At 73.8% G+C, this 22,845-nt stretch carries 18 protein-coding genes; 9 read left to right on the top strand and 9 right to left on the bottom strand.

Annotated elements, in window-relative coordinates:
- Positions 1-72 precede the first annotated feature (72 nt).
- The 4 genes from JQX11_RS25340 to JQX11_RS25325 all read right to left on the bottom strand — a co-directional run bounded on the left by JQX11_RS25340 (position 73) and on the right by JQX11_RS25325 (position 3,565).
- Positions 73-1,029, bottom strand: a complete 957-nt coding sequence (locus JQX11_RS25340; RefSeq protein WP_204927452.1) for a GNAT family N-acetyltransferase — start codon at positions 1,027-1,029, stop codon at positions 73-75.
- Between the two features lie 150 nt (positions 1,030-1,179).
- On the bottom strand, positions 1,180-1,929 hold the full coding sequence (locus tag JQX11_RS25335) for an SCO6745 family protein (RefSeq protein WP_204927451.1): 750 nt from the start codon (positions 1,927-1,929) through the stop codon (positions 1,180-1,182).
- A 31-nt stretch (positions 1,930-1,960) separates the two neighbouring features.
- Positions 1,961-2,932, bottom strand: a complete 972-nt coding sequence (locus JQX11_RS25330; RefSeq protein WP_204927450.1) for a hypothetical protein — start codon at positions 2,930-2,932, stop codon at positions 1,961-1,963.
- Positions 2,933-2,935: 3 nt separating this feature from the next.
- Positions 2,936-3,565 (bottom strand): MBL fold metallo-hydrolase, encoded by a 630-nt coding sequence (locus JQX11_RS25325; RefSeq protein ID WP_204927449.1) that lies wholly within the window; start codon positions 3,563-3,565, stop codon positions 2,936-2,938.
- Positions 3,566-3,686: 121 nt separating this feature from the next.
- Between JQX11_RS25325 and JQX11_RS25320 the strand changes: the two genes are divergently transcribed.
- Positions 3,687-4,706 (top strand): DUF4349 domain-containing protein, encoded by a 1,020-nt coding sequence (locus JQX11_RS25320; RefSeq protein ID WP_204927448.1) that lies wholly within the window; start codon positions 3,687-3,689, stop codon positions 4,704-4,706.
- Here the strand turns inward: JQX11_RS25320 and JQX11_RS25315 are convergent.
- Together JQX11_RS25315 and JQX11_RS25310 are read right to left on the bottom strand one after the other, a co-directional pair.
- A complete protein-coding gene (locus tag JQX11_RS25315; RefSeq protein WP_204927447.1) occupies positions 4,663-5,925 on the bottom strand; it encodes an amidohydrolase in 1,263 nt (420 codons plus the stop codon). The genes JQX11_RS25320 and JQX11_RS25315 overlap by 44 nt on opposite strands.
- A gap of 672 nt (positions 5,926-6,597) precedes the next feature.
- Positions 6,598-8,181, bottom strand: coding sequence for an acyl-CoA mutase large subunit family protein (locus JQX11_RS25310; protein WP_204927446.1), 1,584 nt, complete (start codon positions 8,179-8,181; stop codon positions 6,598-6,600).
- Positions 8,182-8,411: 230 nt separating this feature from the next.
- On the opposite strand from JQX11_RS25310, the gene JQX11_RS25305 reads away from it, so the two are divergent.
- The 5 genes from JQX11_RS25305 (at position 8,412) to JQX11_RS25285 (ending at position 14,274) form a co-directional block, all read left to right on the top strand.
- Positions 8,412-10,568 (top strand): serine/threonine-protein kinase, encoded by a 2,157-nt coding sequence (locus JQX11_RS25305; protein ID WP_204927534.1) that lies wholly within the window; start codon positions 8,412-8,414, stop codon positions 10,566-10,568.
- Between the two features lie 91 nt (positions 10,569-10,659).
- On the top strand, positions 10,660-12,336 hold the full coding sequence (locus JQX11_RS25300) for a phospho-sugar mutase (RefSeq protein ID WP_204927445.1): 1,677 nt from the start codon (positions 10,660-10,662) through the stop codon (positions 12,334-12,336).
- A gap of 629 nt (positions 12,337-12,965) precedes the next feature.
- Positions 12,966-13,826 carry a helix-turn-helix domain-containing protein gene (locus tag JQX11_RS25295; RefSeq protein ID WP_307826349.1) on the top strand — a complete coding sequence of 287 codons (861 nt, stop codon included), beginning with the start codon at positions 12,966-12,968 and terminating at the stop codon, positions 13,824-13,826.
- A complete protein-coding gene (locus JQX11_RS25290) occupies positions 13,819-14,022 on the top strand; it encodes a DUF397 domain-containing protein (RefSeq protein WP_204927443.1) in 204 nt (67 codons plus the stop codon). The genes JQX11_RS25295 and JQX11_RS25290 overlap by 8 nt, the downstream gene beginning before the upstream one ends.
- Positions 14,023-14,070: 48 nt before the next feature.
- A complete protein-coding gene (locus tag JQX11_RS25285) occupies positions 14,071-14,274 on the top strand; it encodes a DUF397 domain-containing protein (RefSeq protein WP_204927442.1) in 204 nt (67 codons plus the stop codon).
- Positions 14,275-14,381: 107 nt separating this feature from the next.
- Here JQX11_RS25285 and JQX11_RS25280 read toward each other — a convergent pair whose 3' ends face one another.
- Positions 14,382-15,065 carry a GOLPH3/VPS74 family protein gene (locus tag JQX11_RS25280; protein WP_204927441.1) on the bottom strand — a complete coding sequence of 228 codons (684 nt, stop codon included), beginning with the start codon at positions 15,063-15,065 and terminating at the stop codon, positions 14,382-14,384.
- Positions 15,066-15,258: 193 nt separating this feature from the next.
- Positions 15,259-15,891, bottom strand: a complete 633-nt coding sequence (upp, locus tag JQX11_RS25275) for a uracil phosphoribosyltransferase (RefSeq protein ID WP_088643926.1) — start codon at positions 15,889-15,891, stop codon at positions 15,259-15,261.
- Positions 15,892-16,041: 150 nt separating this feature from the next.
- Here upp and deoC point away from each other — a divergent pair, with 150 nt between their 5' ends.
- Genes deoC through JQX11_RS25260 form a run of 3 tightly spaced genes read left to right on the top strand, consistent with a single transcriptional unit; the run spans position 16,042 to position 19,275 of the window.
- Entirely contained in the window at positions 16,042-17,001 is a 960-nt protein-coding gene (gene deoC / locus JQX11_RS25270) for a deoxyribose-phosphate aldolase (RefSeq protein WP_204927440.1), read from the top strand.
- A gap of 5 nt (positions 17,002-17,006) precedes the next feature.
- Positions 17,007-18,458: an aldehyde dehydrogenase family protein gene (locus JQX11_RS25265; protein WP_204927533.1), complete on the top strand. Its 1,452-nt coding sequence runs from the start codon at positions 17,007-17,009 to the stop codon at positions 18,456-18,458.
- Positions 18,451-19,275, top strand: a complete 825-nt coding sequence (locus tag JQX11_RS25260) for an aldehyde dehydrogenase family protein (protein WP_204927439.1) — start codon at positions 18,451-18,453, stop codon at positions 19,273-19,275. The genes JQX11_RS25265 and JQX11_RS25260 overlap by 8 nt, the downstream gene beginning before the upstream one ends.
- Before the next feature lie 15 nt (positions 19,276-19,290).
- Here JQX11_RS25260 and JQX11_RS25255 read toward each other — a convergent pair whose 3' ends face one another.
- A complete protein-coding gene (locus tag JQX11_RS25255; RefSeq protein WP_204927438.1) occupies positions 19,291-22,731 on the bottom strand; it encodes a fibronectin type III domain-containing protein in 3,441 nt (1,146 codons plus the stop codon).
- Between the last annotated feature and the right edge of the window lie 114 nt (positions 22,732-22,845).

Raw genomic sequence — 22,845 nt, 5'->3', positions numbered from 1 at the left:
ACCCGGCCCACACCGGGCCGGTCCACGGCAGCCGGCCCGCACCACAGCCGGCACGCACCCGGGCCGGACCGCTCAGGCGGCGGGCACGCTGCGCTCGTACAGGTCGATCCAACGGGTCTCGTGCAGCCCGACCGACCGGTAGAGGGTGACCGGGGTGGTCGGGTTGGCCAGGTCGAAGCCGAGCCCGGCGTGTCCCCGGCCCTTGGCCGCGTAGACCGCGAACGCCCGCCGCAGCAGCGCCGCACCCACCCCGCGCCGCCGGTACGCGGGCAGCACCGACAGTGTGCGTACCCAGCCCGAATCCTGCTCCAGCGCCTGGTCCGACGAGTTGAGCGCGCCGGCCGGCGCGCCGTCGACCTCGGCGATGAACCACTCGTCCCAGACCCGCCCACCGTCGGTGAGCCGGTCCCGCCAGCCCTCGAACCCGGCCGGCTCGTAGTCCGGGGTGTCCCGGAAGGCGGTGTCGTGGATGTGGTGGAACAGCCGCAGGTCGGCCTCGTCACCGGCCCGCACCGGCCGGACGGTCACCCCGGGCGGGGGCGGCGGCTCGGCGGGCAGGTCGGCCAGCGACCGGCTCATCCGCACGTACCGTTTGGCCCGGGTGAACCCGGCGGCGGTCAGCTCGCCGGCCCAGCGGGTCTCCGGCGCGCAGACGGCGGCGCGGACGGTCAGCGCGGGCCGGCCCCGCTCGGTGGCGCGTTCGGCGACGCGGTGCAGCATCCGGTCGAGCAGCACGGCCCGCAGCGCCGTCGCCCGCTCCGGGTCGACGAAGACGTCGAGTTGTTCGCGGCCCACCCCGGTCGGGTTGTCGACCACGCTCCAGCCGACCACCCGATGATCAGGATCGGTCAGCACCCACGAGTCGTGCTGCGGGTCGAAGAACGGCGCGGTCAGCGCGGCCCGGACGTCGTCGGCGTCGAAGTCGGGGTAACCGATGGCGAACGTGTCGGCGGCGTGCACCACGGCGAGCAGCGCGGGCACGTCGTCCAGGGTGGGGCGGCGGGCGGTCCAACCGGCGGGAAGTGTCACGCCGCAGATCCTGGCAGCCCCGCCCGCCACCCCGCCGCCGATTTTCCGGGCCACCGGCCGGTCACGCCGGTCCGCGACCGACCACCGGCTGACCGGGCGGTCGGGGGCGGCACCGGACCGGGCCGCGTCGGACCCGGCCCGGGCGGCGGGTCAGCCGTCCGCGTCGGCGCGCAGCCGGGCCCGTACGTCGGTGAGCAACTCGATCAGCTCCCGGCCCTCCGCCGGACGCAGCGCCCGGAACCCGGCCGCGGCCAACCGGTCGGTCACCGCCTCGGCCCAGAGCCGACGCCGCACCAGCGGCCCGACCGGCGGATACGGCGGGGACCACCCGCAGGCCGCCGCCCCGGCCTCCCCCTCCGGCCCGGCCAGCACCGCCTCCAGCGGGGTCATCCCGGCGGCCCGTACGGCGAGCAGGTAGGCCCCGGTGAAGTGTTCCCGCAGCAGCAGCAGCGCCACGGCGGCCCGGGCACCCTCGGCGTGCGCGGGCAGCGGCATCGCCCGCCAGGCGGCGAACAGCGGCATGCCCGTCGCGTCGGCGGCGGCCACCACCCGTTCCAGCAGGGCGGTCAGCCGGGGTGTGCCGGGCAGGTCGTCGAGATGCTGGGCACCCCACCGGCAGCACTCGGTCAGGTGGGCGGTGGCCACCTCCAACGGCCGGACCACCCGCACGGCGGTGTCCCATCCGTCGGCGACCGCCTCCGGGGCGAGGAAGCCGAGCGCCGCCGCCACCGTCTCGGCCCGGATGTCGCCCAGTGCGCCGGCCCGCCCGGTGACATAGAACGCCCAGCCCGGGATGCCCATCGTCCTGGCCCGGCGCAGGGTCCCCGGGCAGCGGGTGAACAACTCCCCCAGTTCCAGCACGGCGGGTTTGCTCCCGGCGGCCACCTGCTCCGGCGTCATCCCGCACGCCCGCAACACGCATTCATCGCGTTCAGTCTGCCTCCTCACCGCCCGCCGTGGGGTCCGCCTCTTCGGCATCCACCGCCTCGATCGCGCCCTGCACCTCACCGGTGCGGCGGCGGGCCACGGTCAGCGTCCGCTCGGCCGCCCGGCGGGCCAGTTTCGCCCGGCTCAGCTCCTGTTCGGCGACGGCCCGACGACGCTCCAGTTCGGCCAGTTCCCCCTCGATCCGGTCGAGCGCCGCGACGCTGTCCCGCTCGGCCGTCGTCGTGCCGTCCAGGTCCCGTTCGGCCTGCCGCTGGGCGGCCCGCGCAGCCGTCAGCTCCCGGTCCAGGGCACGGCGGCGCTTCGCCCGTTCGGCCCGCGCCGCCGCCTGCGCGTCCCGGGCCCGTCGCGCCCCGCCCCGGTCGGCCTCCCGCTGCGGTACGACGTCCGCCTCCCCGCCGCCGGCACGCTCCACCCCGCCGCCGGCAGCCGCCGCTGCGCCGCCGGTGACCAGTCGGAGCTGCGGGCGGGGCACCTCGCCGAAGCCGGAATGGTGCACCGCCTTCAGCAGCCGTCCGGTGCGGACCTGTTCGGCGACCGTGGCGTCGGCGAGCGCCGCGTGCAGGGTGGCCTCGACCTCGGCCAGCGGGAGCCGGGCGGCGGGCGGCGCCTCGGGAAGGCCGGCGGCGATCCGGCGTACCTCGGTGACCAGGGCGGCGACCAGTTCCCGCCGCTGGGCGGACAGTTCCCGCAGCCGGGGGCCCTTGAGGTCACGCTGGGCGGTGCGCAGCGCCTCGGCCAGCGGCCCGAGGTCGGCGACCAGTTCGGGACGGTCCAGGGCGAGCAGGTTCACCAGCCAGGCCGCCACCGTGGGTCGTTTCCAGCCGGCGATCCGCCGGGCGGTGGCCGGGTCGCCGGCCTGGCGGGCCTCGGCGACGGCGGCGTCCCGGGCGGCGACGAACCGGTCGGGCGGGGTGCGGTAGAGCTGCCGGGCCAGCTCGGACTCGTCGACGGCCACGGTTCAGGCGTCGATCCGGCTGCCCGGCTCCAGCCGCTGGTAGTCGGTACGGGACAGCGCCGTGTACTGCCGGTCGAGCACGCCGTAGCCGTTGTCGTTGAGCAGCGCGTCGTGCAGGGCGTACGCCCGGCGCGGGGCGACCGCCCGGATGAAGTCGACCACCTCGGAGAACTTCGACCAGGGCGCGTGGATCGGGGCGAAGAGGGTCTGCACCTCGACGTCGGTGGGGACGTGCAGCGCGTCGCCTGGGTGGTAGACCGTGTCGTCGAACAGGTAGCCGACGTTCTCCACCACCGGGATGTCGGGGTGGATGACGGCATGCCGGCCGCCGACGGCGCGGACCGGGATGCCGGCGGCGGTGAAGGTGTCGCCCGGGGCGACCGGGGTGAGCGCCTGCGCCGCGTCGCCGAGCACCGCCCCGAGCGCGGCCGGCCCGTACACCGGCAGTGGTGCCCGGTCCAGCCGCCGGGTGAGCGCGGCCACGTCGAGGTGGTCGGGATGTTCGTGGGTGACCAGCACCGCGTCCGCCCCGTCCAGCGCCGCCGCCTCGCTGAACACGCCGGGGTCGACGACCAGCACCGCCCCGTCGCGTTCGATGCGGAGGCAGGAGTGCGTGTACTTGGTGAGCCGCATCGTGACTCCTCGAATATCGAATCGTGATGTCCTCAGCGCAGTCTGCCGGAACCGGAGCGGCCGTGCGCCGCGTCCGAGCTATCGCCCCGGAACCGGGGGACGGACGACGACGGGAGCGGGGATGACACTGAGGACGGCGGGAACCGGGGCGCGGGCCCTGGCGGCGATGGGGTTGGCGGCGCTGCTGCTGGCCGGGTGCGGGGCGGCCGACCGCGACGGCAGTTCGGCCGGTTCCGCGCCGCAGGAGAAGGCGCCGGTGCAGGGGGCACCGGGGGGCGCGGCACCGGACCGGGACGCGGCGGCGGGACAGGCCGGTACGGGCGCCGCCGACCTGCGCGTCGACCAGCGGGCGATCATCTACACCGGAACGATGCGGGTGCAGGTGGACGACGTGGAGGCGGCGGCCCGGCGGGCGGTGGCGGCGGTCACCGCCACCGGCGGGTTCGTCGGCGGCGACCAGCGGCGCAGCGTCTCGGCGTCCGCGCAGGCGGAACTGGAGCTGAGGGTGCCGGCGGCGAAGTTCACCGCGCTCGTCGACGAGCTGGCCACCTACGGACGGCAGCAGCGCCGCGAGATCCGTACCCAGGACGTCACCGAGGAGACCGTCGACCTGGACGCCCGGATCACCACCCAGCGGGCCCGGGTGGACAGTGCCCGGCGGCTGCTGGCCCGCGCCAACACGGTGTCCGAGCTGGTCTCGCTGGAGAACGAGGTGAGCCGCCGGGAGGCGGATCTGGCCTCGCTGGAGGCGAAGAAGCGTCGGCTGGCCGACCTGACGGCGCTCTCCACGGTCACGGTGACCTTCGTCGGCCGGGACGCCTCGACGGCCGACGACGGGCAGGAGGAGGACCGGACCGGTTTCATGGTGGGCCTGCGCGGCGGTTGGACCGTCTTCCTCGCCTCGATGGGCGTGCTGCTCACCGTGCTGGGGGCGTTGCTGCCCTGGCTGCTGCTCATCGGGGTGCCCGTGACGGTGGCCGTGGTGCTGCTGCGTCGGCGACGCCGCCAGCGGCGGCCCGCGCCGCCGGTGGGACCGGGCGGCGGGGGCCACCCGCCGATGCCTGGTGGACCGGGCGGCGGGGGCCACCCGCCGGTGCCTAGCGGACCGCCGCCAGTGCCCGCAACGCGGTCTGCACCATGAGCCGCACCCCGACCGGGATGGCCCGCTCGTCGACGTCGAACGACGCGCGGTGCAGGTCGACGGTGGGGCCGCCGACCCGGCCGACGCCGAGCCGGGCCAACGCGCCGGGGACGTGTTCGAGGTACCAGGAGAAGTCCTCGCCGCCCATGCTCTGCGGCGTCTCCGCGATCCCCTCCGGGCCGAGCGCGGCGGCGGTGGCGGCGGTGAGGATGCCGATGGCGCGGGCGTCGTTGCTGACCGGCGGCCGGCCGCGCAGGTATTCCAGGTCGACGGTGGCGCCGGTGGGCGCGATGACGTCCCGGACGACCTGAGCGACGATCTGGGGGGCCCGCTCCCAGGTGTCGCGGTCCATCACCCGCAGGGTGCCGGCCGCGCACGCCTCGGACGGGATGACGTTGTACCGGGTGCCGGCCGAGGCGTGGCCGAACACCAGCAGCAGCCCGCTGTTGGCCGGCACCCGGCGGGTGACCAGGGCCGGAACCTCGGTGACCAGGCGGCCGAGCGCGTCGACCAGGTCGACGGTCAGGTGCGGACGGGCGGTGTGCCCGCCGGGCCCGGTGAGTCTCACGGTGACGTTGTCGGCCGCCGCGGTGATCGGGCCGACCCGCAGCCCCACCTTCCCCACCGGCTGGTTGGGGTCGCAGTGCAGCGCGAAGATCTGGACGACGTCCTCCAGGCCACCGGCCTCGATGACCTCCAGCGAGCCGCAGGGCAGGATCTCCTCGGCCGGCTGGAAGATCAGCCGGACCCGGCCGTCGAGCTGGCCCGCGTCGGCGAGCTGGGCCAGCAGCATGCCGACGCCGAGCAGCACCGCGGTGTGCACGTCGTGACCGCAGGCGTGGCAGACCCCCTCCACCGTGGACCGGTAGGGGACCTCCTTGGGGTCGGTCAGCGGCAACGCGTCGATGTCGGCGCGGAGCGCGACGACCGGACCGTCCGGCCGCCCGTCGATGTCGCAGATCACCCCGTTGCCCTTGGGCAGCAGTCGGGGGTGCAACCCGGCGAGGGTGAGTTCCCGGGCGATCAGCGCCGCCGTCTCGAACTCCTCCCCGGACAGTTCCGGGTGGGAGTGGAGGTGGCGACGGGTGGCGATCAGACCGGGCACCCGCAGCGCGAGCAGGTGATCCAGATCGTGGGGCAGGGGCTGGGACCCGGACGGCGCCTCCGGCCAGGACGACGCCAGCTGGCTGCCGTTCGGCAGCGTCAACGCACTCGTCACGTCGAATTCTCGATCACTAGAAATGGATGGATCTTCAGGGAGGACAGCAGACAGCCTAGACCTCCGATGGTGACGCTGCGCAACCTCGTTACGGTAGCGATCAGAGCGCACAGCGTCACGTAAGCCCTGGTGGGAGGGCTCGAATATCTGCGGGACAGCAGGTAGATCGCGGTCGGACGCCGTCATCTGCCCCCCACCTCCTACAACGCGTAACCGATTGGGCGGTCGCGAAATCGGCGTCGATCCGGGGCCGTCGTATCCGAATTGTCGCATTGGTCGCCCCGGTTGACCGCCGGTCCGACAATTAGCCGACGCCGCCGGGTGGTCAACCGGTTCCCGACCGTGACACGGCGTCTCCGGGCCCGCCCGGACATGCTGTCCGTCCCGTTCATCCGCACCGGTTTACCCACGAACCCCGCGCCGCACGCCCCGGCCGCGCGGACCACCCACCAGCCGGGCGAACCGACCGTCACACCACCGCCAGGTCGTCACCGACGGTAGCCCCGCCCCTCCCGCCTGGCGACCCCTAGCGGCCCCGACCGGACGACGACGGCGACCCCTGCCGGCAGCGGGCTGCCGGCGGAGGTCGCCGTGTGGATCAAAACGTCGGGGGCGGCGCGCCCGCCGGGTCGCGGGCGGCGCACCGGCCGGACCGCGGCGGTCCGGCCGGGATCAGAAGCGGTCGCTCGGGCGGTACGTCCCCCAGACCTGGCGCAGCGTGCCGCAGACCTCGCCCACCGTGGCGCGGGCCCGCAGCGCCTCCTTCATCGGGTAGAGCACGTTCTCGTCGCCCTCGGCGGCGGCCCGCAGCTCGGCCAGGGCCCGGTCGACCGCCGCGCCGTCCCGCTCGGCCCGCAGCCGGGCCAGCCGCTCCGCCTGGGTCGCCTCGATCGTCGGGTCCACCCGCAGCGGCTCGTACGGCTCCTCGGTGTCGATCTGGAAGCGGTTCAGCCCGACCACCACCCGCTCCCCCGCGTCGATCTGCTGGGCGAACCGGTAGGCCGACTGCTCGATCTCCCGCTTCTGGAACCCGGCCTCGATCGCGTCCACCGCCGAACCGTGGTCGAAGACCCGGTCCATCAGGTCGTTGACCGCCGCCTCGATCTCGGCGGTCATCGCCTCCACCACGTACGACCCGGCGAACGGGTCGACGGTGGCGGTCAGGTCCGTCTCGTACGCCAGTACCTGCTGGGTGCGCAGCGCCAGCCGGGCGGCCTTCTCGGTGGGCAGCGCGATCGCCTCGTCGAAGCTGTTGGTGTGCAGCGACTGGGTGCCGCCGAGCACCGCGGCGAGCCCCTGGATCGCCACCCGGACCAGGTTCACCTCGGGCTGCTGGGCGGTGAGCTGCACCCCCGCCGTCTGGGTGTGGAACCGCAGCATCATCGACTTCGGGTCCTTCGCGCCGAAGTCGTCACGCAGCAGCCGGGCCCAGATCCGCCGGGCGGCCCGGAACTTCGCGATCTCCTCCAGCAGGGTGGTGCGGGCCACGAAGAAGAACGACAGCCGGGGGGCGAAGTCGTCCACCGCCAGCCCGGCGGCCAGCGCGGCCCGGACGTACTCCACGCCGTTGGCGAGGGTGAACGCGATCTCCTGCGCGGGCGTCGCGCCGGCCTCCGCCATGTGGTAGCCGGAGATGGAGATGGTGTTCCACTTCGGCACCTCCTTGCGGCAGTACGCGAAGGTGTCGGCGACCAGCCGCAGCGACGGCTTCGGCGGGAAGATGTACGTCCCCCGGGCGATGTACTCCTTGAGAATGTCGTTCTGGATGGTGCCGTTGAGCGCCGAGCCGGACAGGCCGTTCTCCTCGGCGACGAGCTGGTAGAGCAGCAGCAGCACCGAGCCGGGCGCGTTGATGGTCATCGAGGTGGAGACCTTGTCCAGCGGGATGCCGTCGAAGAGCAGCCGCATGTCCTCGATGGAGTCGATCGCCACCCCGACCTTGCCCACCTCGCCGCTGGCGATGGCGTCGTCGGAGTCGTAGCCCATCTGGGTGGGCAGGTCGAAGGCGACCGACAGGCCCATCGTGCCGGCCTTCAGCAGCTGGTGGTAGCGCGCGTTGGACTCGGTGGCGGTGCCGAAGCCGGCGTACTGCCGCATCGTCCACGGCCGGGAGGTGTACATCGTGGGGTAGACCCCCCGGGCGTACGGGTAACGACCCGGCTCGCCCAGACGGGAGTCCAGCTCCGGGGGGAGGTCCGCAGCCGTGTACACACCCTTGATGGGGAACCCCGACTCGCTCGCCCGCGCTTCACTCATCCACGGATGGTAGGACGCGCGGCGGCATCGGTGGGGTGAGGGATGGCGCACATCTCGGTTCGGCATCGGTCGACGGGAGGTGAACGGCCAGGTACACACCGTTCGACCCGACGGTGGGTACGGTCGGATAGCACAAAGGTCCGCCGCGTCGGGTTTCGCATCGGGCGTCGGAACCAGCAAGATAGAGAGGTTGTGTCCCAGCCCCCTCGACTTTCCCGGTGGCTTTTCCTGTGACTCAGATCCCGACGTGGAGCGGCGGACCAGTGAGTCCCCCCAACGGACGTGCAGCACCCGGCACCACCATCGGCGGCCGGTACGAGTTGCGCTCCTCGGTGGGCAACGGCGGCATGGGCACGGTCTGGCGCGCGACAGACACCCTGCTGCGACGTGACGTGGCGGTCAAGGAGGTCGTCCTGCCGCCGGGGCTGGCCCCCAGCGACCGGGACGCGATGTACGAACGCACCCTGCGCGAGGCGCGCGCCGCCGCCGCGATCCAGCACCCGGCCGTGGTCCAGGTGTACGACGTGGTCACCGAGGGTGGCCGGCCGTGGATCGTGATGGAGCTGCTGGACGCCCGCAGCCTCGCCGACATGGTGATCGAGGACGGCCCGGTGGCCGGGCGCGCGGTCGCCAAGATCGGCATCGCGCTGCTCGGCGCGCTGGAGGTGGCGCACGCCAACGGGGTGCTGCACCGCGACGTCAAGCCGGCGAACGTGCTGATCTGCACCGACGGCCGCTGCGTGCTGACCGACTTCGGGGTGGCCCGGATGCCCACCGACGTCCAGCTCACCACCCCCGGGATGGTGCTCGGCTCGCCGCACTTCATCTCCCCCGAACGCGCCATGGGGCAGGATTTCGGCCCGCCCAGCGACCTGTTCTCGCTCGGCGTGACCCTCTACACGGCGGTCGAGGGGCGGCCCCCGTTCGACAAGGGCGACCCGATCGAGACGATGCACGCGGTGGTCGAGGACCCGCCGGCCACCCCGCAGCGCAGCGGCCCGCTGACCCGCGTGCTGATGGGCCTGCTGGAGAAGGACCCGGCCCGCCGGCTCGACGTGCACACCGCGCGGGCGATGCTGCGCGAACTCCTCGCCGGCCCGCTGACCAGCACCGCGACGGCGGTCAACTCGATCACCGACCCGTACTCGGTGGTGCCGGTGCAGCGTCCGTCGGGGCCGCCGGCCATCGCCGCGCCGCCGGCCGAGTCGAAGCCGAGCGGGCAGATCGGCGGCCGGGCGATGCTGGCCGCCGGTGAGTCGCTGACCGACCGGCTGGCGAAGCTGCGCCGGGGCGAACGTCCCGAGCCGGTGGCGACCTCCTCCGCCGGTGCCCTCGACGACACCAGCGCCGACGCGCTCGCCGGCCCGCTGCACACCCCGACCGGCGCGATGCCGCCGACCGGGCCCACCGCCGGTGCGTTGCCGACCGGCCCGACCGCCGGGACGTACGGCAGGACCGAGGCCACCCAGCGGATCACCCCGGACGCCACCCAGCGGATCACCCCGGGCACCCCGCCGGAGGCCACCCAGCGCATCGGTGGCGGCACCGCCGACGCCACCCAGCGGATCGGCACGGGCACCCCGGCCGGCCGGCCCGCCTACGGGGCGGCGGAGCCGACCCAGGCCATCTACGGCGGCGGCGGGAACGCCGAGCCGACCCAGGCGGTGTACGGCGGGCAGTGGTCCATCCCCGGCACCGGTCAGTCGTGGACGTCGCCGCCCCCGCCGCCGGGCGGGGAGGGCGGTGGCGCGCTCGGCCGGGCGAAGGGTGCCGGCGGTCGCCTGGTCGGCACGGTGAAGGGCTGGCCGCGCAAGCTCCAGCTCGCGGCGGCCGGCGGCCTGGCCGTGGTGCTGCTGATCGGCGCGGTGGCGCTGTTCAGCGGCGGCGACCCGGAGTCGACCCCACCCCCGCAGGCCGGCCCGAGCGCACCCGCCGGCGGGGGGTTCGAGACGCAGGCGCACGACGCCAAGGGCATCCGGGTGAACGTGCCGAAGGGGTGGGCACGCAAGAGCGCCGGTGACTGGGTCGACTACATCGACCCGCAGGACGACACCCGCAAGGTCCGCATCCTGGTCGAGCGGGGCGGCAGTTCCTCGGTCCGCTGGGCCGAGGTGGCCGGCGACAACCTGCGTACCCGGTCCCGGTCCTGCGTGGAGCCCTACCAGCAGGTGGGGATCACCGAGAACACGCTGGCCGGTAAGCCGGCCGCCGAGCTGGAGTACACCTGCGGCAAGGGCGACACCAAGCGGCACGGCGTGTGGCGGGGTCTGGTGCACGAGGGCCGGATCTACTCGTTCTACCTCACCGCCAACGACGCCAGGTTCACCGAGAGCAAGCCGATCTTCGACGAGATGGTCAAGTCGTTCCAGCTCACCGGGTCCAGCTGAGCCGGTCGCCGGGCGGGCCGGTCCGGTCCGCCCGGCGAGGTGATCCGGGTCGACCGGGCCCGGCGAACCACCGCCGTGCTATCAAGGGGCAATGGCGGCGGAAACCACTGACCTCGACCGGATTCGCGACCAGGCTCGACGCTGGCTCGACGACGACCCCGACCCGGCCAGCCGGGACGAGCTGCGGGCCGTGCTCGACCAGCTGCCGGCCAGCGCGCCGGAGCTGGCCGACCGGTTCGCCGGCCCGTTGACCTTCGGCACGGCCGGGTTGCGCGGCCCGCTGCGCGCCGGGCCGAACGGCATGAACCTCGCGGTGGTCACCCGGGCGGCGGCCGGGTTGGTCGGCTGGCTCGCCGCCGAGGGCGGCGAGGGTCCGCTGGTCATCGGGTACGACGCCCGGCACGGTTCCCGGGAGTTCGCCGAGCGCACCGCCCGGGTCGCCACCGGCTCGGGCCGGCCGGCGCTGCTGCTGCCCCGGCCGCTGCCCACCCCCGTGCTGGCCTACGCGGTGCGCAAGCTCGGCGGGGTGGCCGGGGTGATGGTGACGGCCAGTCACAACCCGCCGCAGGACAACGGCTACAAGGTCTACCTGGGTGCCCAGCTCGGTGGGGCGCTCGGCGCGGGGGCACAGATCGTGCCGCCCGCCGACGCCGGTATCGAGGCGGCCATCCGGGCGGTCGGCCCGCTGGCCCAGGTGCCGCTGGGCCCGCCCGGCCAGGTGCTCGGCGACGACCTGGTCGCCGCGTACGTGGAGCGGGCCGTCGCGGTGATCACCCCGGGCGGGCCGCGTGACCTGCGGGTGGCGTACACCCCGTTGCACGGGGTGGGGGCGGCGGTGCTGACGGCGGCCTTCGCGCGGGCGGGTTTTCCGACCCCGGGGGTGGTGCCCGACCAGGCGGAACCGGATCCGGCCTTCCCCACCGTCAGTTTCCCCAACCCGGAGGAGCCCGGCGCGGTGGACCGGTTGGTGGCCCTCGCCGACGCCACCGACGCCGACCTGGCGATCGCCAACGACCCGGACGCCGACCGCTGCGCGGTGGTGGTCCGCGAGCCGGCCGGCACCGGGACGGGGTGGCGGATGCTGCGCGGGGACGAGGTGGGGGTGCTGCTCGCCGACCACCTGATGCGCCGTGGCGTCGACGGCCTGTACGCGACCACGATCGTGTCGTCGTCCCTGCTCCGGGCGATGTGCACGGCCCGGGGCCGGGCGTACGACGAGACGTTGACCGGGTTCAAGTGGATCGTCCGGGCCGGGGGCGGGACGCCGCCGCTGGTGTACGGCTACGAGGAGGCGCTCGGCTACTGCGTCGCCCCCGAGCACGTACGCGACAAGGACGGCATCACCGCCGCGCTGACCGTCGCCGAGCTGGCCGCCGGGCTGAAGGCGCAGGGGCGCACCCTGACCGACCGGCTGGACGAGCTGGCCGCCGAGTTCGGCGTGCACCACACCGACCAGTTGTCGGTCCGGGTGGACGACCTGCGGATCATCGCCGACGCGATGGCCCGGGTGCGGGCGGCCACCCCGACCACGCTGATCGGTGCGCCGGTCACCGGGGCGCAGGATCTGCTGCCCGACGCCGACGTGGTGATCCTGCGGACCGCAGCCGCCCGGGTGGTGATCCGTCCCTCGGGCACGGAGCCGAAGCTCAAGGCGTACCTGGAGGTGGTGGAGCCGGTCGCGGCCGGCGACGTGCCGGCGGCCCGGACCCGGGCGGCGGCGGCGCTCACCACGCTGCGTGCCGAGGTGGCCACCGCCCTCGGCATCTGACCCCCGCCTGCCGCGTCTTCCGCCGCGCGTACGGCGCGTGATCAACTCGATGTGGCCGATATGGCGGTATCCGGACGGGGTGGATACCGCAATGTCGGCGATATTGCGGCCTCACCCACCGAATCGGCCAACCGGGATATTGCGCTTCCGGTCGGGATGCGGGGCAACCTGCCGCACAATCAACTCGATGTGGCCGAAATAGCGGTATCCGAGCCTGGGGATGCCGCTATTTCGGCGACATGGCGCGACTCTCCCCGAATTCCGCACACGACCCGGGAGGGTTGTCGAACGGGGCGTCCCGGCCCGGCCCGCTGGCCGGGAAACGGCAGCCCTCTGTGGTCGGGCGGGCGTGCAGGTCCTCCGCGCGATCCGGCCGTGGGGTCGGTGGGCAGCCTGCCGAGGGCGGCGGGGTGTCTCGCTCATGGCCGGCCAGCCGGGACCCGACACCAATGTCGCCCTGTGTCATCCCTTGCACACCAAACGCTCGCGCGATTAGCATCGGTGCATTGCCCTCGCCATTTTCCTGACGTCACCGGTATGCGTTCTATCCGATGTTGCATCGGCGGCGACTCGTTGTTTCATTTCAGCCGGAAAGGTGTTGCACGGTGCGTGAAACAAACAGTTCGACCGTGCCACGACGGCAGCTCGGCAGGCTGCTCACCCAACTGCGGGAGGACGCCCGGCTGAGCATCGAAGCAGCGGCCGGGGAGCTGGACTGCTCACGGCAGAAGCTCTGGCGCATCGAGCGGGGCCTGACGTCGGCCAAGACGCCGGACGTCCGGGTGCTCTGCGAGCTTTACCGGGCCACCCCCGACCAGACGAGCGTGCTGCTGGGGCTGGCCGAGGTGAGCCGGGCCGAGGGGTGGTGGCACGCCCACGGGAGCGCCGTGCCGGCCTGGTTCTCGCTCTACGTCGGCCTGGAGAACGTCGCCAGCAGCATTCGCTACTACAACGCCGAGCTGGTGCCGGGGCTGTTGCAGACTCCCGGCTACGCCACCGCGCTCTTCCAGCACAACCGGCCCGAGCTGGGCGAGGAGGAACGAAGGAAGATCGTCAGCCTCCGCATTCAGCGGCAGGGGCTGCTGGCCCGGCGGCTCCCACCAGCCCCCGCGCTGACGGTGATCCTCAGCGAGGCGGTGCTGCGCCGCCCGGTGCCGGGCCGGTCGGTGATGACCGACCAGCTCCGGCACCTGGTGGCCGTCGGCGAGCGGCACAACATCACGATCCGGGTGCTGCCGCTGACCGCCGGGCCGCCACTGGCAGCCGAGGCCGGCACCTTCGTGCTGCTCGACTTCCCGCCCTCGGCGCTGGGCAGCCCGAGCGAGCCGCCGACCGTCTACGTCGAAGGGCTCACCGGCGCGCTCTACCTCGACCAGCCGGCAGAGATCGCCGCCTACGAACGGGTATGGAAGGGGCTGGATTCCCTCGCCCTCGACGCGGGACAATCGACCGAGCTGATCCACGCGATCCGGGGAGAGTGCCATGAGTGACCTGACCGGCGCCCACTGGCGCACCAGCACCCGCAGCGGCACCAACGGCGGCGAGTGCGTCGAGGTGGCCGACAACCTCCCCGGCATCATCGGCATCCGCGACAGCAAGGACCCGACCGGCCCGACCCTCACCGTCCCACCCGCCGCCTGGTCCGCCTTCGTCACCCACGTCAGGGCCCACCGGCTCACCCGCTGACGGCACGACAATCGACCGAGCCGATCGACGCGATCCGGGGAGAGTGCCATGAGTGACCTGACCGGCGCCCACTGGCGCACCAGCACCCGCAGCGGCACCAACGGCGGCGACTGCGTCGAGGTGGCCGACAACCTCCCCGGCATCATCGGCATCCGCGACAGCAAGGACCCGACCGGCCCGACCCTCACCGTCCCACCCGCCGCCTGGTCCGCCTTTGTCACCCACGTCAGGGCCCACCGGCTCACCCGCTGAAGACCGGCCCGCTCATCCGAAGACCGGCCCGCTCATCCACTGAAGACCGGCTCACCCGCCCAGAGCCGGTCCCCGCTCGTCCGCTGAGGCCGCCGTGCCCGCCCGGCTCAGCCCACGGCGCGCTTGCCGAGCGCCTGGTCGACGGCCTGCCCGAGGGCGGTGACCACCAGGGCCACCGACGGGCGGACCACCGACTCCTCCAGGCTGATCGTGCCGGAGAACCCGGCTCCGCCCGCGATCTCCTCCAGCCGACGCCGGGCGTCCTGCGCGGCGCTGCCGGTCAGGCCGAGCGCCGGTTCCATCCGCAGCACCGCCACCAGGGTGGCCAGCGCCGCAGTCCGCTCGTCGGGAAGCTGCTCGCCGGCCAGCGCCTCGGCCAGCCGCCGCCGGCTGTCCTGCTCCACCGACGGGTCGGTGGTCGGGTAGCGGTGCACCACGATGAAGTCCAGCTCGGTCTCCTCGACGTCACGCACCACGCCCCGCTCGACGAGGTCGCCGAGGATGCGGTCACGCAGGCCGTGCCGCAGCCGCTGCACCCAGGAGGAGGGGCTGTGCGGGGTGTCGGCGGCCATCCGGCCCAGCACCCCGTCCAGGATGGGTTCGCCGACCGGCGTCGGGTCGGTCACCGCCAGGTTCCCATCGACGTACGCGATCCGGCCGGCAAGGGCCAGCTCGACCAGGACGGCGGCGGCCATCCCCAGGTCGAGGCTGATCCGGGGCATGGTCGCCTTGCCGGTCTCATCGTCATACGCGAGGAGCAACAACTCCTCCGCCAGCGCAACACCAGTCATGGCCCGAGACGGTAGCGCCTGAACGCACCCCGCGCTCACCGACTCGCTCGGGGTGGGAGGGCAACGCCCCCGGCCGCTCCGACCGCTCCCCCGCGACCTGCCGGCCGCCCGCCTGCTCACGCCGGTCGCACCGACGGTGGGCAGGTGAGAAGCACCGGCGCTGGGCAGGTGAGAAGCACCGGCGGCGGGCCGGTCAGAAGCGGGGCATCCCGCCGAACTGGCGGTCACCGGCGTCACCCAGGCCGGGGACGATGAACATGTTGTCGTTCAGCCCCTCGTCGATCGACGCGGTGACGAGCCGCAGTGGCAGCCCCGACCGCTCCAGACGGGCGATGCCGACCGGCGCGGCGAGCACGCAGAGCACCGTGATGTCGGTGCAGCCCCGGTCGGCGAGCAGCCGGCAGCAGTGCTCCAGCGAACCACCGGTGGCCAGCATCGGGTCGAGCACCAGCACCGGCAGGCCGGCCAGCTCCCGGGGCAGCGACTCCATGTACGCGCGCGGCTCGTACGTCTCCTCGTCGCGGGCCAGGCCGACGAAGCCCATCGACGACTCCGGCAGCAGCCCGAGCGCCGCGTCGGCCATCCCGAGGCCGGCCCGCAGCACCGGCACCAGCAGCGGCGGGTTCGCCAACCGGGTCCCCTCGGCACCGGTGACCGGGGTCTGCACCGGGTACTTCTCGACGGGGAAGGTGCGCGCGGCCTCGTACACCAGCATGGTGGTGAGTTCGTGCAGCGCGGCCCGGAACGACGACGAGTCGGTCCGGGCGTCCCGCATGGCGGTCAGCCGGGACTGGGCGAGCGGGTGGTCAATGACGTGTACGTCCACGATCGCTCAACCTACCGGTCCCGGTCGGCCGGCAGTACGGGTGCGCGGCGGGCGGCGACGTCGCTCACCCCCGGCCCGGTGGGTAGGCCCGGTCACCCCGAGGCGCTGTGACCAGGATCACCCGACTCGCGGCTGCGTAGTATTCGGGGCATGACGGCGACAACGACGTCGGCCCGGTCGGACCTGTCCGAGCTGGGGCGATCCGAGACCGCTTTGCGGACCTTCCTGCACGGCCTGCCCGGGGTGGACCAGGTCGGCGCGGAGCAGCGGGCGGCACAGCTCGGCACCCGCTCGATCAAGACCACCGCCAAGGCGCAGGCGATCGACCTGGCCATCCGGATGGTCGACCTGACCACCCTGGAGGGGGCCGACACCCCGGGCAAGGTCCGCGCCCTGGCCGCCAAGGCGCTGCGGCCGGATCCGGCCGACCCGACCTGCCCGCACGTCGGCGCGGTCTGCGTCTACCCGGCGATGGTGCCGCACGTGGCCGAGGTGCTGCGTGGCAGCGCCGTCCACCTGGCCAGCGTGGCGACCGCGTTCCCGTCCGGGCAGGCCCCGCTGGACGTCAAGCTCGCCGACACCCGGTCGGCCGTCGCCGCCGGGGCCGACGAGATCGACATGGTGATCAACCGGGGCGCGTTCCTGGCCGGCCGCTACGCCGAGGTCTACGACGAGATCGTCGCCACCAGGGAGGCGTGCGGGGACGCCCACCTCAAGGTGATCCTGGAGACCGGCGAGCTGGCCACCCACGACAACGTCCGCCGGGCCTCCTGGCTGGCGATGCTGGCCGGCGGCGACTTCATCAAGACCTCCACCGGCAAGGTCCCGGTCGCCGCGACCCTGCCGGTGACCCTGGTGATGCTGGAGGCGGTCCGCGACTTCCGGGCCGCCACCGGGCGGCAGGTCGGCGTCAAACCGGCCGGCGGGATCAAGAACACCAAGGACGCGATCAAGTACCTGGTGATGGTCAACGAGACCGTCGGCGCCGACTGGCTGAGCCCGGACTGGTTCCGGTTCGGCGCGTCCAGCCTGCTCAACGACCTGCTCATGCAGCGCACCAAGCTGACGACCGGCACCTACTCCGGTCCCGACTACTTCACCCTGGACTGAGCATGATGTTCGAATACGCCCCTGCGCCCGAGTCGCGCGCGATCGTCGACATCAGGTCGTCCTACGGGCTGTTCATCGACGGCGGGTTCGTCGACGGCGAGCAGCTCGACAAGACGGTCAACCCGGCCACCGAGGAGGTACTCGCCGAGGTCACCTGGGCCGGCACCCGGGACGTCGACCGCGCGGTCCGCGCCGCCCGCAAGGCGTACGACAAGGTCTGGGGTCCGATGCCGGGCCGGGACCGGGCCAAGTACCTGTACCGGATCGCCCGGATCATCCAGGAACGCTCCCGTGAGCTGGCGGTGCTGGAGTCGCTGGACAACGGCAAGCCGATCCGGGAGTCCCGGGACGTCGACCTGCCGCTGGTCGCCGCGCACTTCTTCTACTACGCCGGCTGGGCCGACAAGCTGTCGTACGCCGGGTTCGGCGGGAGGCCGACGAGCCAGCACGGCGGCGCGGACCCGCAGCCGCTCGGGGTGGCCGCGCAGGTCATCCCGTGGAACTTCCCGCTGCTCATGCTCGCCTGGAAGGTCGCCCCGGCGCTCGCCGCCGGCAACACGGTGGTGCTCAAGCCCGCCGAGACCACCCCGCTGACCGCGCTGCTGTTCGCCGAGATCTGCCAGCAGGCCGACCTGCCGGCCGGCGTGGTCAACATCGTCACCGGCGCGGGCGACACCGGCCGGGCGCTGGTGGAGCACCCGGGCGTGGACAAGGTCGCCTTCACCGGCTCCACCGAGGTGGGCAAGGCCATCGCCCGGTCGGTGGCCGGCACCGGCAAGAAGGTCACCCTGGAGCTGGGCGGCAAGGCCGCCAACATCGTCTACGACGACGCGCCGGTCGACCAGGCCGTCGAGGGGATCGTCAACGGCATCTTCTTCAACCAGGGCCACGTCTGCTGCGCCGGTTCCCGGCTGCTGGTCCAGGAGAACGTCGCCGAACAGGTGCTCGACGCGCTCAAGCGGCGGATGGCGCTGCTGCGGGTCGGCGACCCGCTGGACAAGAACACCGACGTCGGGGCGATCAACTCGGCCGCCCAACTCGCCCGCATCCGGGAGCTGTCCGACGCCGGGGCCGCCGAGGGCGCGCAGCGCTGGTCGCCGCCGTGCGAGCTGCCCGAGCGGGGGTTCTGGTTCGCGCCGACCATCTTCACCGGGGTCACCCAGGCCCACCGGGTCGCCCGCGAGGAGATCTTCGGCCCGGTGCTGTCCGTGCTGACCTTCCGTACCCCGGCCGAGGCCGTGGAGAAGGCCAACAACACGCCGTACGGGCTGTCGGCGGGGATCTGGACCGACAAGGGCTCGCGCATCCTGTGGACCGCCGACCGGCTGCGCGCCGGGGTGGTCTGGGCCAACACGTTCAACAAGTTCGACCCGACCTCGCCGTTCGGCGGCTACAAGGAGTCGGGCTACGGCCGCGAGGGTGGCCGGCACGGGCTGGAGGCGTACCTCAATGTCTGAGCGGGTCGCGGTACGCAAGACGTACAAGCTCTTCATCGGCGGGAAGTTCCCGCGCAGCGAGTCGGGACGGTCGTATCTCGTGCAGGACTCGAACGTGTCACTGGCCTCCCGCAAGGACGCGCGGGACGCCGTGGTCGCCGCCCGCGCCGCCGTGAAGGGCTGGGCCGGGGCGACCGCGTACAACCGGGGTCAGATCCTCTACCGGGTGGCCGAGATGCTGGAGGGCCGGCGCGAGCAGTTCGTCGCGCTCGGCGTCCCCGGCGACGAGGTGGACGCGGCGATCGACCGCTGGGTCTGGTACGCCGGCTGGTCCGACAAGCTCGCCCAGGTGTACGGCGGCGCGAACCCGGTGGCCGGGCCGTACTTCAACCTCTCCGCGCCCGAGCCGACCGGGGTGGTGGCCGTGGTGGCCCCCGAGTCCCCGGCGCTGCTCGGCCTGGTCAGCGTGATCGCCCCGGCCATCGTCACCGGCAACACGGTGGTGGTGGCGGCCTCCCCGGCGGCCCCGCTGGCGGCGGTGACCCTGGCCGAGGTGCTGGCCACCTCCGACCTGCCCGGTGGGGTGGTCAACCTGCTCACCGGCCGGATCACCGAGACCGCGCCGACGCTGGCCGCGCACCTGGACGTCAACGCGATCGACCTGACCGGGGTGACCGACCCCGAGCTGGCGACCGACCTGGAGGGCCGGGCGGCGGAGAACCTCAAGCGGGTGCTCCGGCCGGCCCCGGCCGACCACGACTGGACGGGCGACCCGGGCCTGGGCCGGATGACCGCCCTGCTGGAGACCAAGACGGTCTGGCACCCCAAGGGGGTGTGACGGTCCGGGCGTCGGTCAGCGGCCCACCGCCAGCGCGACGACCGGGCGGTCGAACGTGATCGGGGCGGGGGCCGCACCGTTGGCCGCGTTGATCCGGTAGACGGTGCGGGAGTGGTCCCCCGCCGGGCAGCCCAGGTAGAAGACGGACTCGCTGTCCCGGGACCAGGCGACCGGGTAGCCGGTGCAGTAGTTGGCCGGCGTCAGGCTCCACAGCCGGACGCCGGCCGGCGAGTAGCCGTACACCCGGCCGTTGACCGTGCCGAAGGCGATCGTCGCGCCGTCCGGCGACCAGGCGGCGGGGCTGAACCCCTCGTCGCGTCCCCCGGTGTAGAGGGTCTTCTTCCCGCTGCCGTTGGGGGCGCTGGTGTAGAGCGTCGCCGGCTGGGTGGCGGTGGTCACCGCCCACCGGTCGCTGGTCGGGTTCCAGGACGGCGGCCCGTCCCACCGGTTGGCGCTGACCCGGGTCGGGGTGCCGCCACCGGCGGGGACGACGTAGACGCCGTCCGACGGGCAGGTGTAGTTACCGAAGCTGCTGCTGCGGGAGAAGCTGACGGTCGCGCCGTTCGGGGACCACACCGGGAACGTGTCGAAGGTGTCGATGCCTGTGCACTTCGGGTCCTGCGCGGTGAGCTGACGGTCCTGCCCGGTCGCCACGTTGCGGACGAAGAGCGGCTTGCCCCGGCCGGAGAAGGTCCGCTGGTAGATCACCTCGGTGCCGGCCGGGTTGACCGCCAGGCCCATCACGCCGCCGGAGAAGGTCCCGCCGATCTGCCGCCGGCTGCCACCCCGGTCGTCGGTCTGCACCAGGCGCAGCGTGGTGTAGCAGTCGCTGCTCACGCACTCCACCGCGTAGAGGTGCTGCGGCCAGGGGGCGTGGGCGAGGGTCCGGCGGTAGCGCAGGATCGACGGATTGCTCTGGTCGAAGCCGAGCGAGGGCAGTGCGATGCCCGCTCCGGCGTCCAGGCCACCGGTCAGCGTCCACCACGGTTCGGCCGCCGGATTCGCCGACAGGCCGACGGTGCCGTCCGCCGTCAGGTACGGGCCGGCCACCCCGTACAGGAAGAGTTCGAGCCGGGGGCCCACCCGCGCGGCCACCGACGCGCCGCCGGTCGGGGTGGGCGTCGTGTAGGTGAAGCTGCTGTTCGTACGGGCGATCGGCCGCAGGCCGTTGGCCCCGGACCAGGACAGCCCCAGCGTGCCCTCGGCGTGCTGGGTGGCACCGGCGGTGACCTGGGCGCTGACGGTGCCCTCGGCCGACAGGTAGAACTGCACCTGCGGGGTGACCACCACCGGCACCGGCCCGATGCTGAACGTGATCGGCGTGAACCGGATCGGCGTGGGCAGCAGCGGCACCGGCCCGAGGTGGCAGCCGCTCGCCGCCTTCGCGGTGGCGGTCAGCGCGGCGTCCTGGGAGAGGGTGCCGGTGAACGTCACCGACTGCACCGAGAACCAGCCCCACTCGACCGCCAGGTCGACCGACGGGCTGACGCTGACACTTCCCACCACCGCGACCGAGCCGCCCCCGGAGCAGCTCACCGTCCGGTTGATGCCCTGCCCCACCGGGCTGGTCGCCTCCCGACCGGCGAGCCTCCGCCGTAACCGGTCCGGGGTGAGGGGGGCGGGCCCCGCCCCGGCCGGGGTGCCGGCGGCCACGACGTCGTCGGCGGACAGCGGGGCCGACATCGCGAAGTGCCCGGCCCCGAACGCCTCCTGCAACGTCGCCGGTTCGGTGGCCAGCACCCGGTTGCCCTGGGCGTCGGTGCCCGTGTCGACGACCCTGACCAGCAGCCCGTCGGGGGTCGCCGCGCCGGGCCCGGCGGACAGCACCTCACCCGGTTGCGGCGTCGCCGCCGTCGGGGCCAGCACCACCTGGCGGTCACCGTCGGGTGCGCCGGTCACCGCGCGGACGTCACCGGCGCTCACCTGGCGGGTGCTGCTGGGCACCGCCGTGTCGCCGAGGAAGTAGCCGACCACGTCCACGACGACGTGGGTGGCACCGGCCGAGTTGTGCACCAGCGCGCCGCCGTCGACACCGAGCGGGGCGACGGAGAGGTTGGGCACCACCGCGCCCGGGGTGAAGTTGAGGTCCGAGGCGGTCGGTCGGGCGGTGACGGACGGATAGACGGTCAGGAACCCGGCGCTGGTCGGCTGGACCGCCGTCACGTTGGCGACCAACCCGGTGGGTGGCAACGCGGCGGTGGCCGCCGGAAGACCGGCCCGGCCCGCCACGGCCACCGGGAGCGAGGCACCCCCGGCGACCGGCCCCTTCGCGGCCCCCAGGCCGCTGCGGGTGTCGACGATCCGGGTCGGTGGGACGCTGGCCAGGTAGGCCCCGCCGACCGACTGGTCCGACCCGTCGCTGAACCAGCCGGTGACGTCGACGACGAGCGGGGTCGACCCGGCCCGGTTGTAGAAGCTCACCCTGCCGTCGGCCCCGACGGGCACGATGACCCGGTTGGCGAGGACCTGCCGCGCCACGAAGTTCAGCGTCGAGGCGGTCGGGCGGGGCTGCCCCGCCGGGTAGGCCGTCACGAAACCGGCGGTGTCGGCGCCGGCGACGGTGGTGTTGAGCACCACGGCCGACACCCCGGAGGCGGGCACCCCGCCGGCCCCGGTCACCTGGACGTCGAGCTGCCCGTCCGGGCCGGGGGTGGTTCCGCCGAGCCCGCTGCGGGTGTCGACCAGGCGGGCGGGGGTCAGGCCGTGGAACAGGCCGGCGGCGGGTGAGGCCGTACCGGCCGTGGAGAACCAGCCGGCGACGTCGGCCACGAGGTGGGTCGGGGCGGACGAGTAGAGCACGACGGTGCCGTCCGCGCCGACCGGCACCACGACCAGGTTGGCCACCGTCTGCCCCCGGGCGTAGTTCACGTTCGAGGCCGTCGGTCGGGCCGTGCCGCCCGGGTACGCCGTGACGAAGCCGCCGCCGGCCGGGGCGGTGACCGTGACGTTCAACGCCACCGCCGCCACCGCCGTAGCGGGGACGCCACCCCGCCCGGCCACGGTCAGGGTCACCTGCCGGGTGGCACCGGCCGGCGCGCCCAGCCCGGCGCGGGTGTCCAGCAGCCGGGCCGGGGGCACCGCGACCAGGGAACCGCCCGGCGCGGTCACCGTGACGGTCCCACCGGCCCGGGTGGGGGTCGACTGCTCGGCCCCGGCCAGGGCGGTCACCTGGGCGACGTAGCCGGTGTTCGGGCGCACCCCGGCGAGCACGGCGCGGTGCGCGTCGGCCGGAAGGTCGAGGGAGAGCCCGGCGGGGACCGTGCTCACCCGGTAGCCGGTGATGCCGCTGCGGTCGGTGGGAGGTGTCCACTCGACCCGCAGGGCCAGCCCGTCGACCTCGGCCGCGACGGAGACGGGGGCGGCCGGCACCCCGGCGGCGGACGCCGGCACGGCCGGGAACGACCCGAGAGCCGTCGCGGCGAGGACGACGGTCAGCCGACGGACGTGAGCCTTCACGGTGCCTCCTTCACAGACTGGAGATCGTCTACCAGCCGGGGTCGGACCTTTGACAGTGGACGGTCCGGCAACGGACAGCGCCGGGCCGGATCAGGTCCGAACGGCCCCGGTCGG

The sequence above is a fragment of the Micromonospora humida genome (assembly GCF_016901255.1).
In the GTDB taxonomy this organism is placed as follows: Bacteria; Actinomycetota; Actinomycetes; order Mycobacteriales; family Micromonosporaceae; genus Micromonospora; species Micromonospora wenchangensis.
This window is presented reverse-complemented; position numbering and strand designations above follow the sequence as displayed.

What these genes read in the sequence shown, in the direction of transcription:
- JQX11_RS25335 (WP_204927451.1), bottom strand. Translation starts at nt 1,929, where the DNA reads ATGACGCCGGAGCAGGTGGCCGCCGGGAGCAAACCCGCCGTGCTGGAA.
- JQX11_RS25325 (WP_204927449.1), bottom strand. Translation starts at nt 3,565, where the DNA reads ATGCGGCTCACCAAGTACACGCACTCCTGCCTCCGCATCGAACGCGAC.
- JQX11_RS25320 (WP_204927448.1), top strand. Translation starts at nt 3,687, where the DNA reads ATGACACTGAGGACGGCGGGAACCGGGGCGCGGGCCCTGGCGGCGATG.
- JQX11_RS25310 (WP_204927446.1), bottom strand. Translation starts at nt 8,181, where the DNA reads ATGAGTGAAGCGCGGGCGAGCGAGTCGGGGTTCCCCATCAAGGGTGTG.
- JQX11_RS25300 (WP_204927445.1), top strand. Translation starts at nt 10,660, where the DNA reads ATGGCGGCGGAAACCACTGACCTCGACCGGATTCGCGACCAGGCTCGA.
- JQX11_RS25290 (WP_204927443.1), top strand. Translation starts at nt 13,819, where the DNA reads ATGAGTGACCTGACCGGCGCCCACTGGCGCACCAGCACCCGCAGCGGC.
- JQX11_RS25285 (WP_204927442.1), top strand. Translation starts at nt 14,071, where the DNA reads ATGAGTGACCTGACCGGCGCCCACTGGCGCACCAGCACCCGCAGCGGC.
- JQX11_RS25280 (WP_204927441.1), bottom strand. Translation starts at nt 15,065, where the DNA reads ATGACTGGTGTTGCGCTGGCGGAGGAGTTGTTGCTCCTCGCGTATGAC.
- deoC (WP_204927440.1), top strand. Translation starts at nt 16,042, where the DNA reads ATGACGGCGACAACGACGTCGGCCCGGTCGGACCTGTCCGAGCTGGGG.
- JQX11_RS25265 (WP_204927533.1), top strand. Translation starts at nt 17,007, where the DNA reads ATGTTCGAATACGCCCCTGCGCCCGAGTCGCGCGCGATCGTCGACATC.
- JQX11_RS25260 (WP_204927439.1), top strand. Translation starts at nt 18,451, where the DNA reads ATGTCTGAGCGGGTCGCGGTACGCAAGACGTACAAGCTCTTCATCGGC.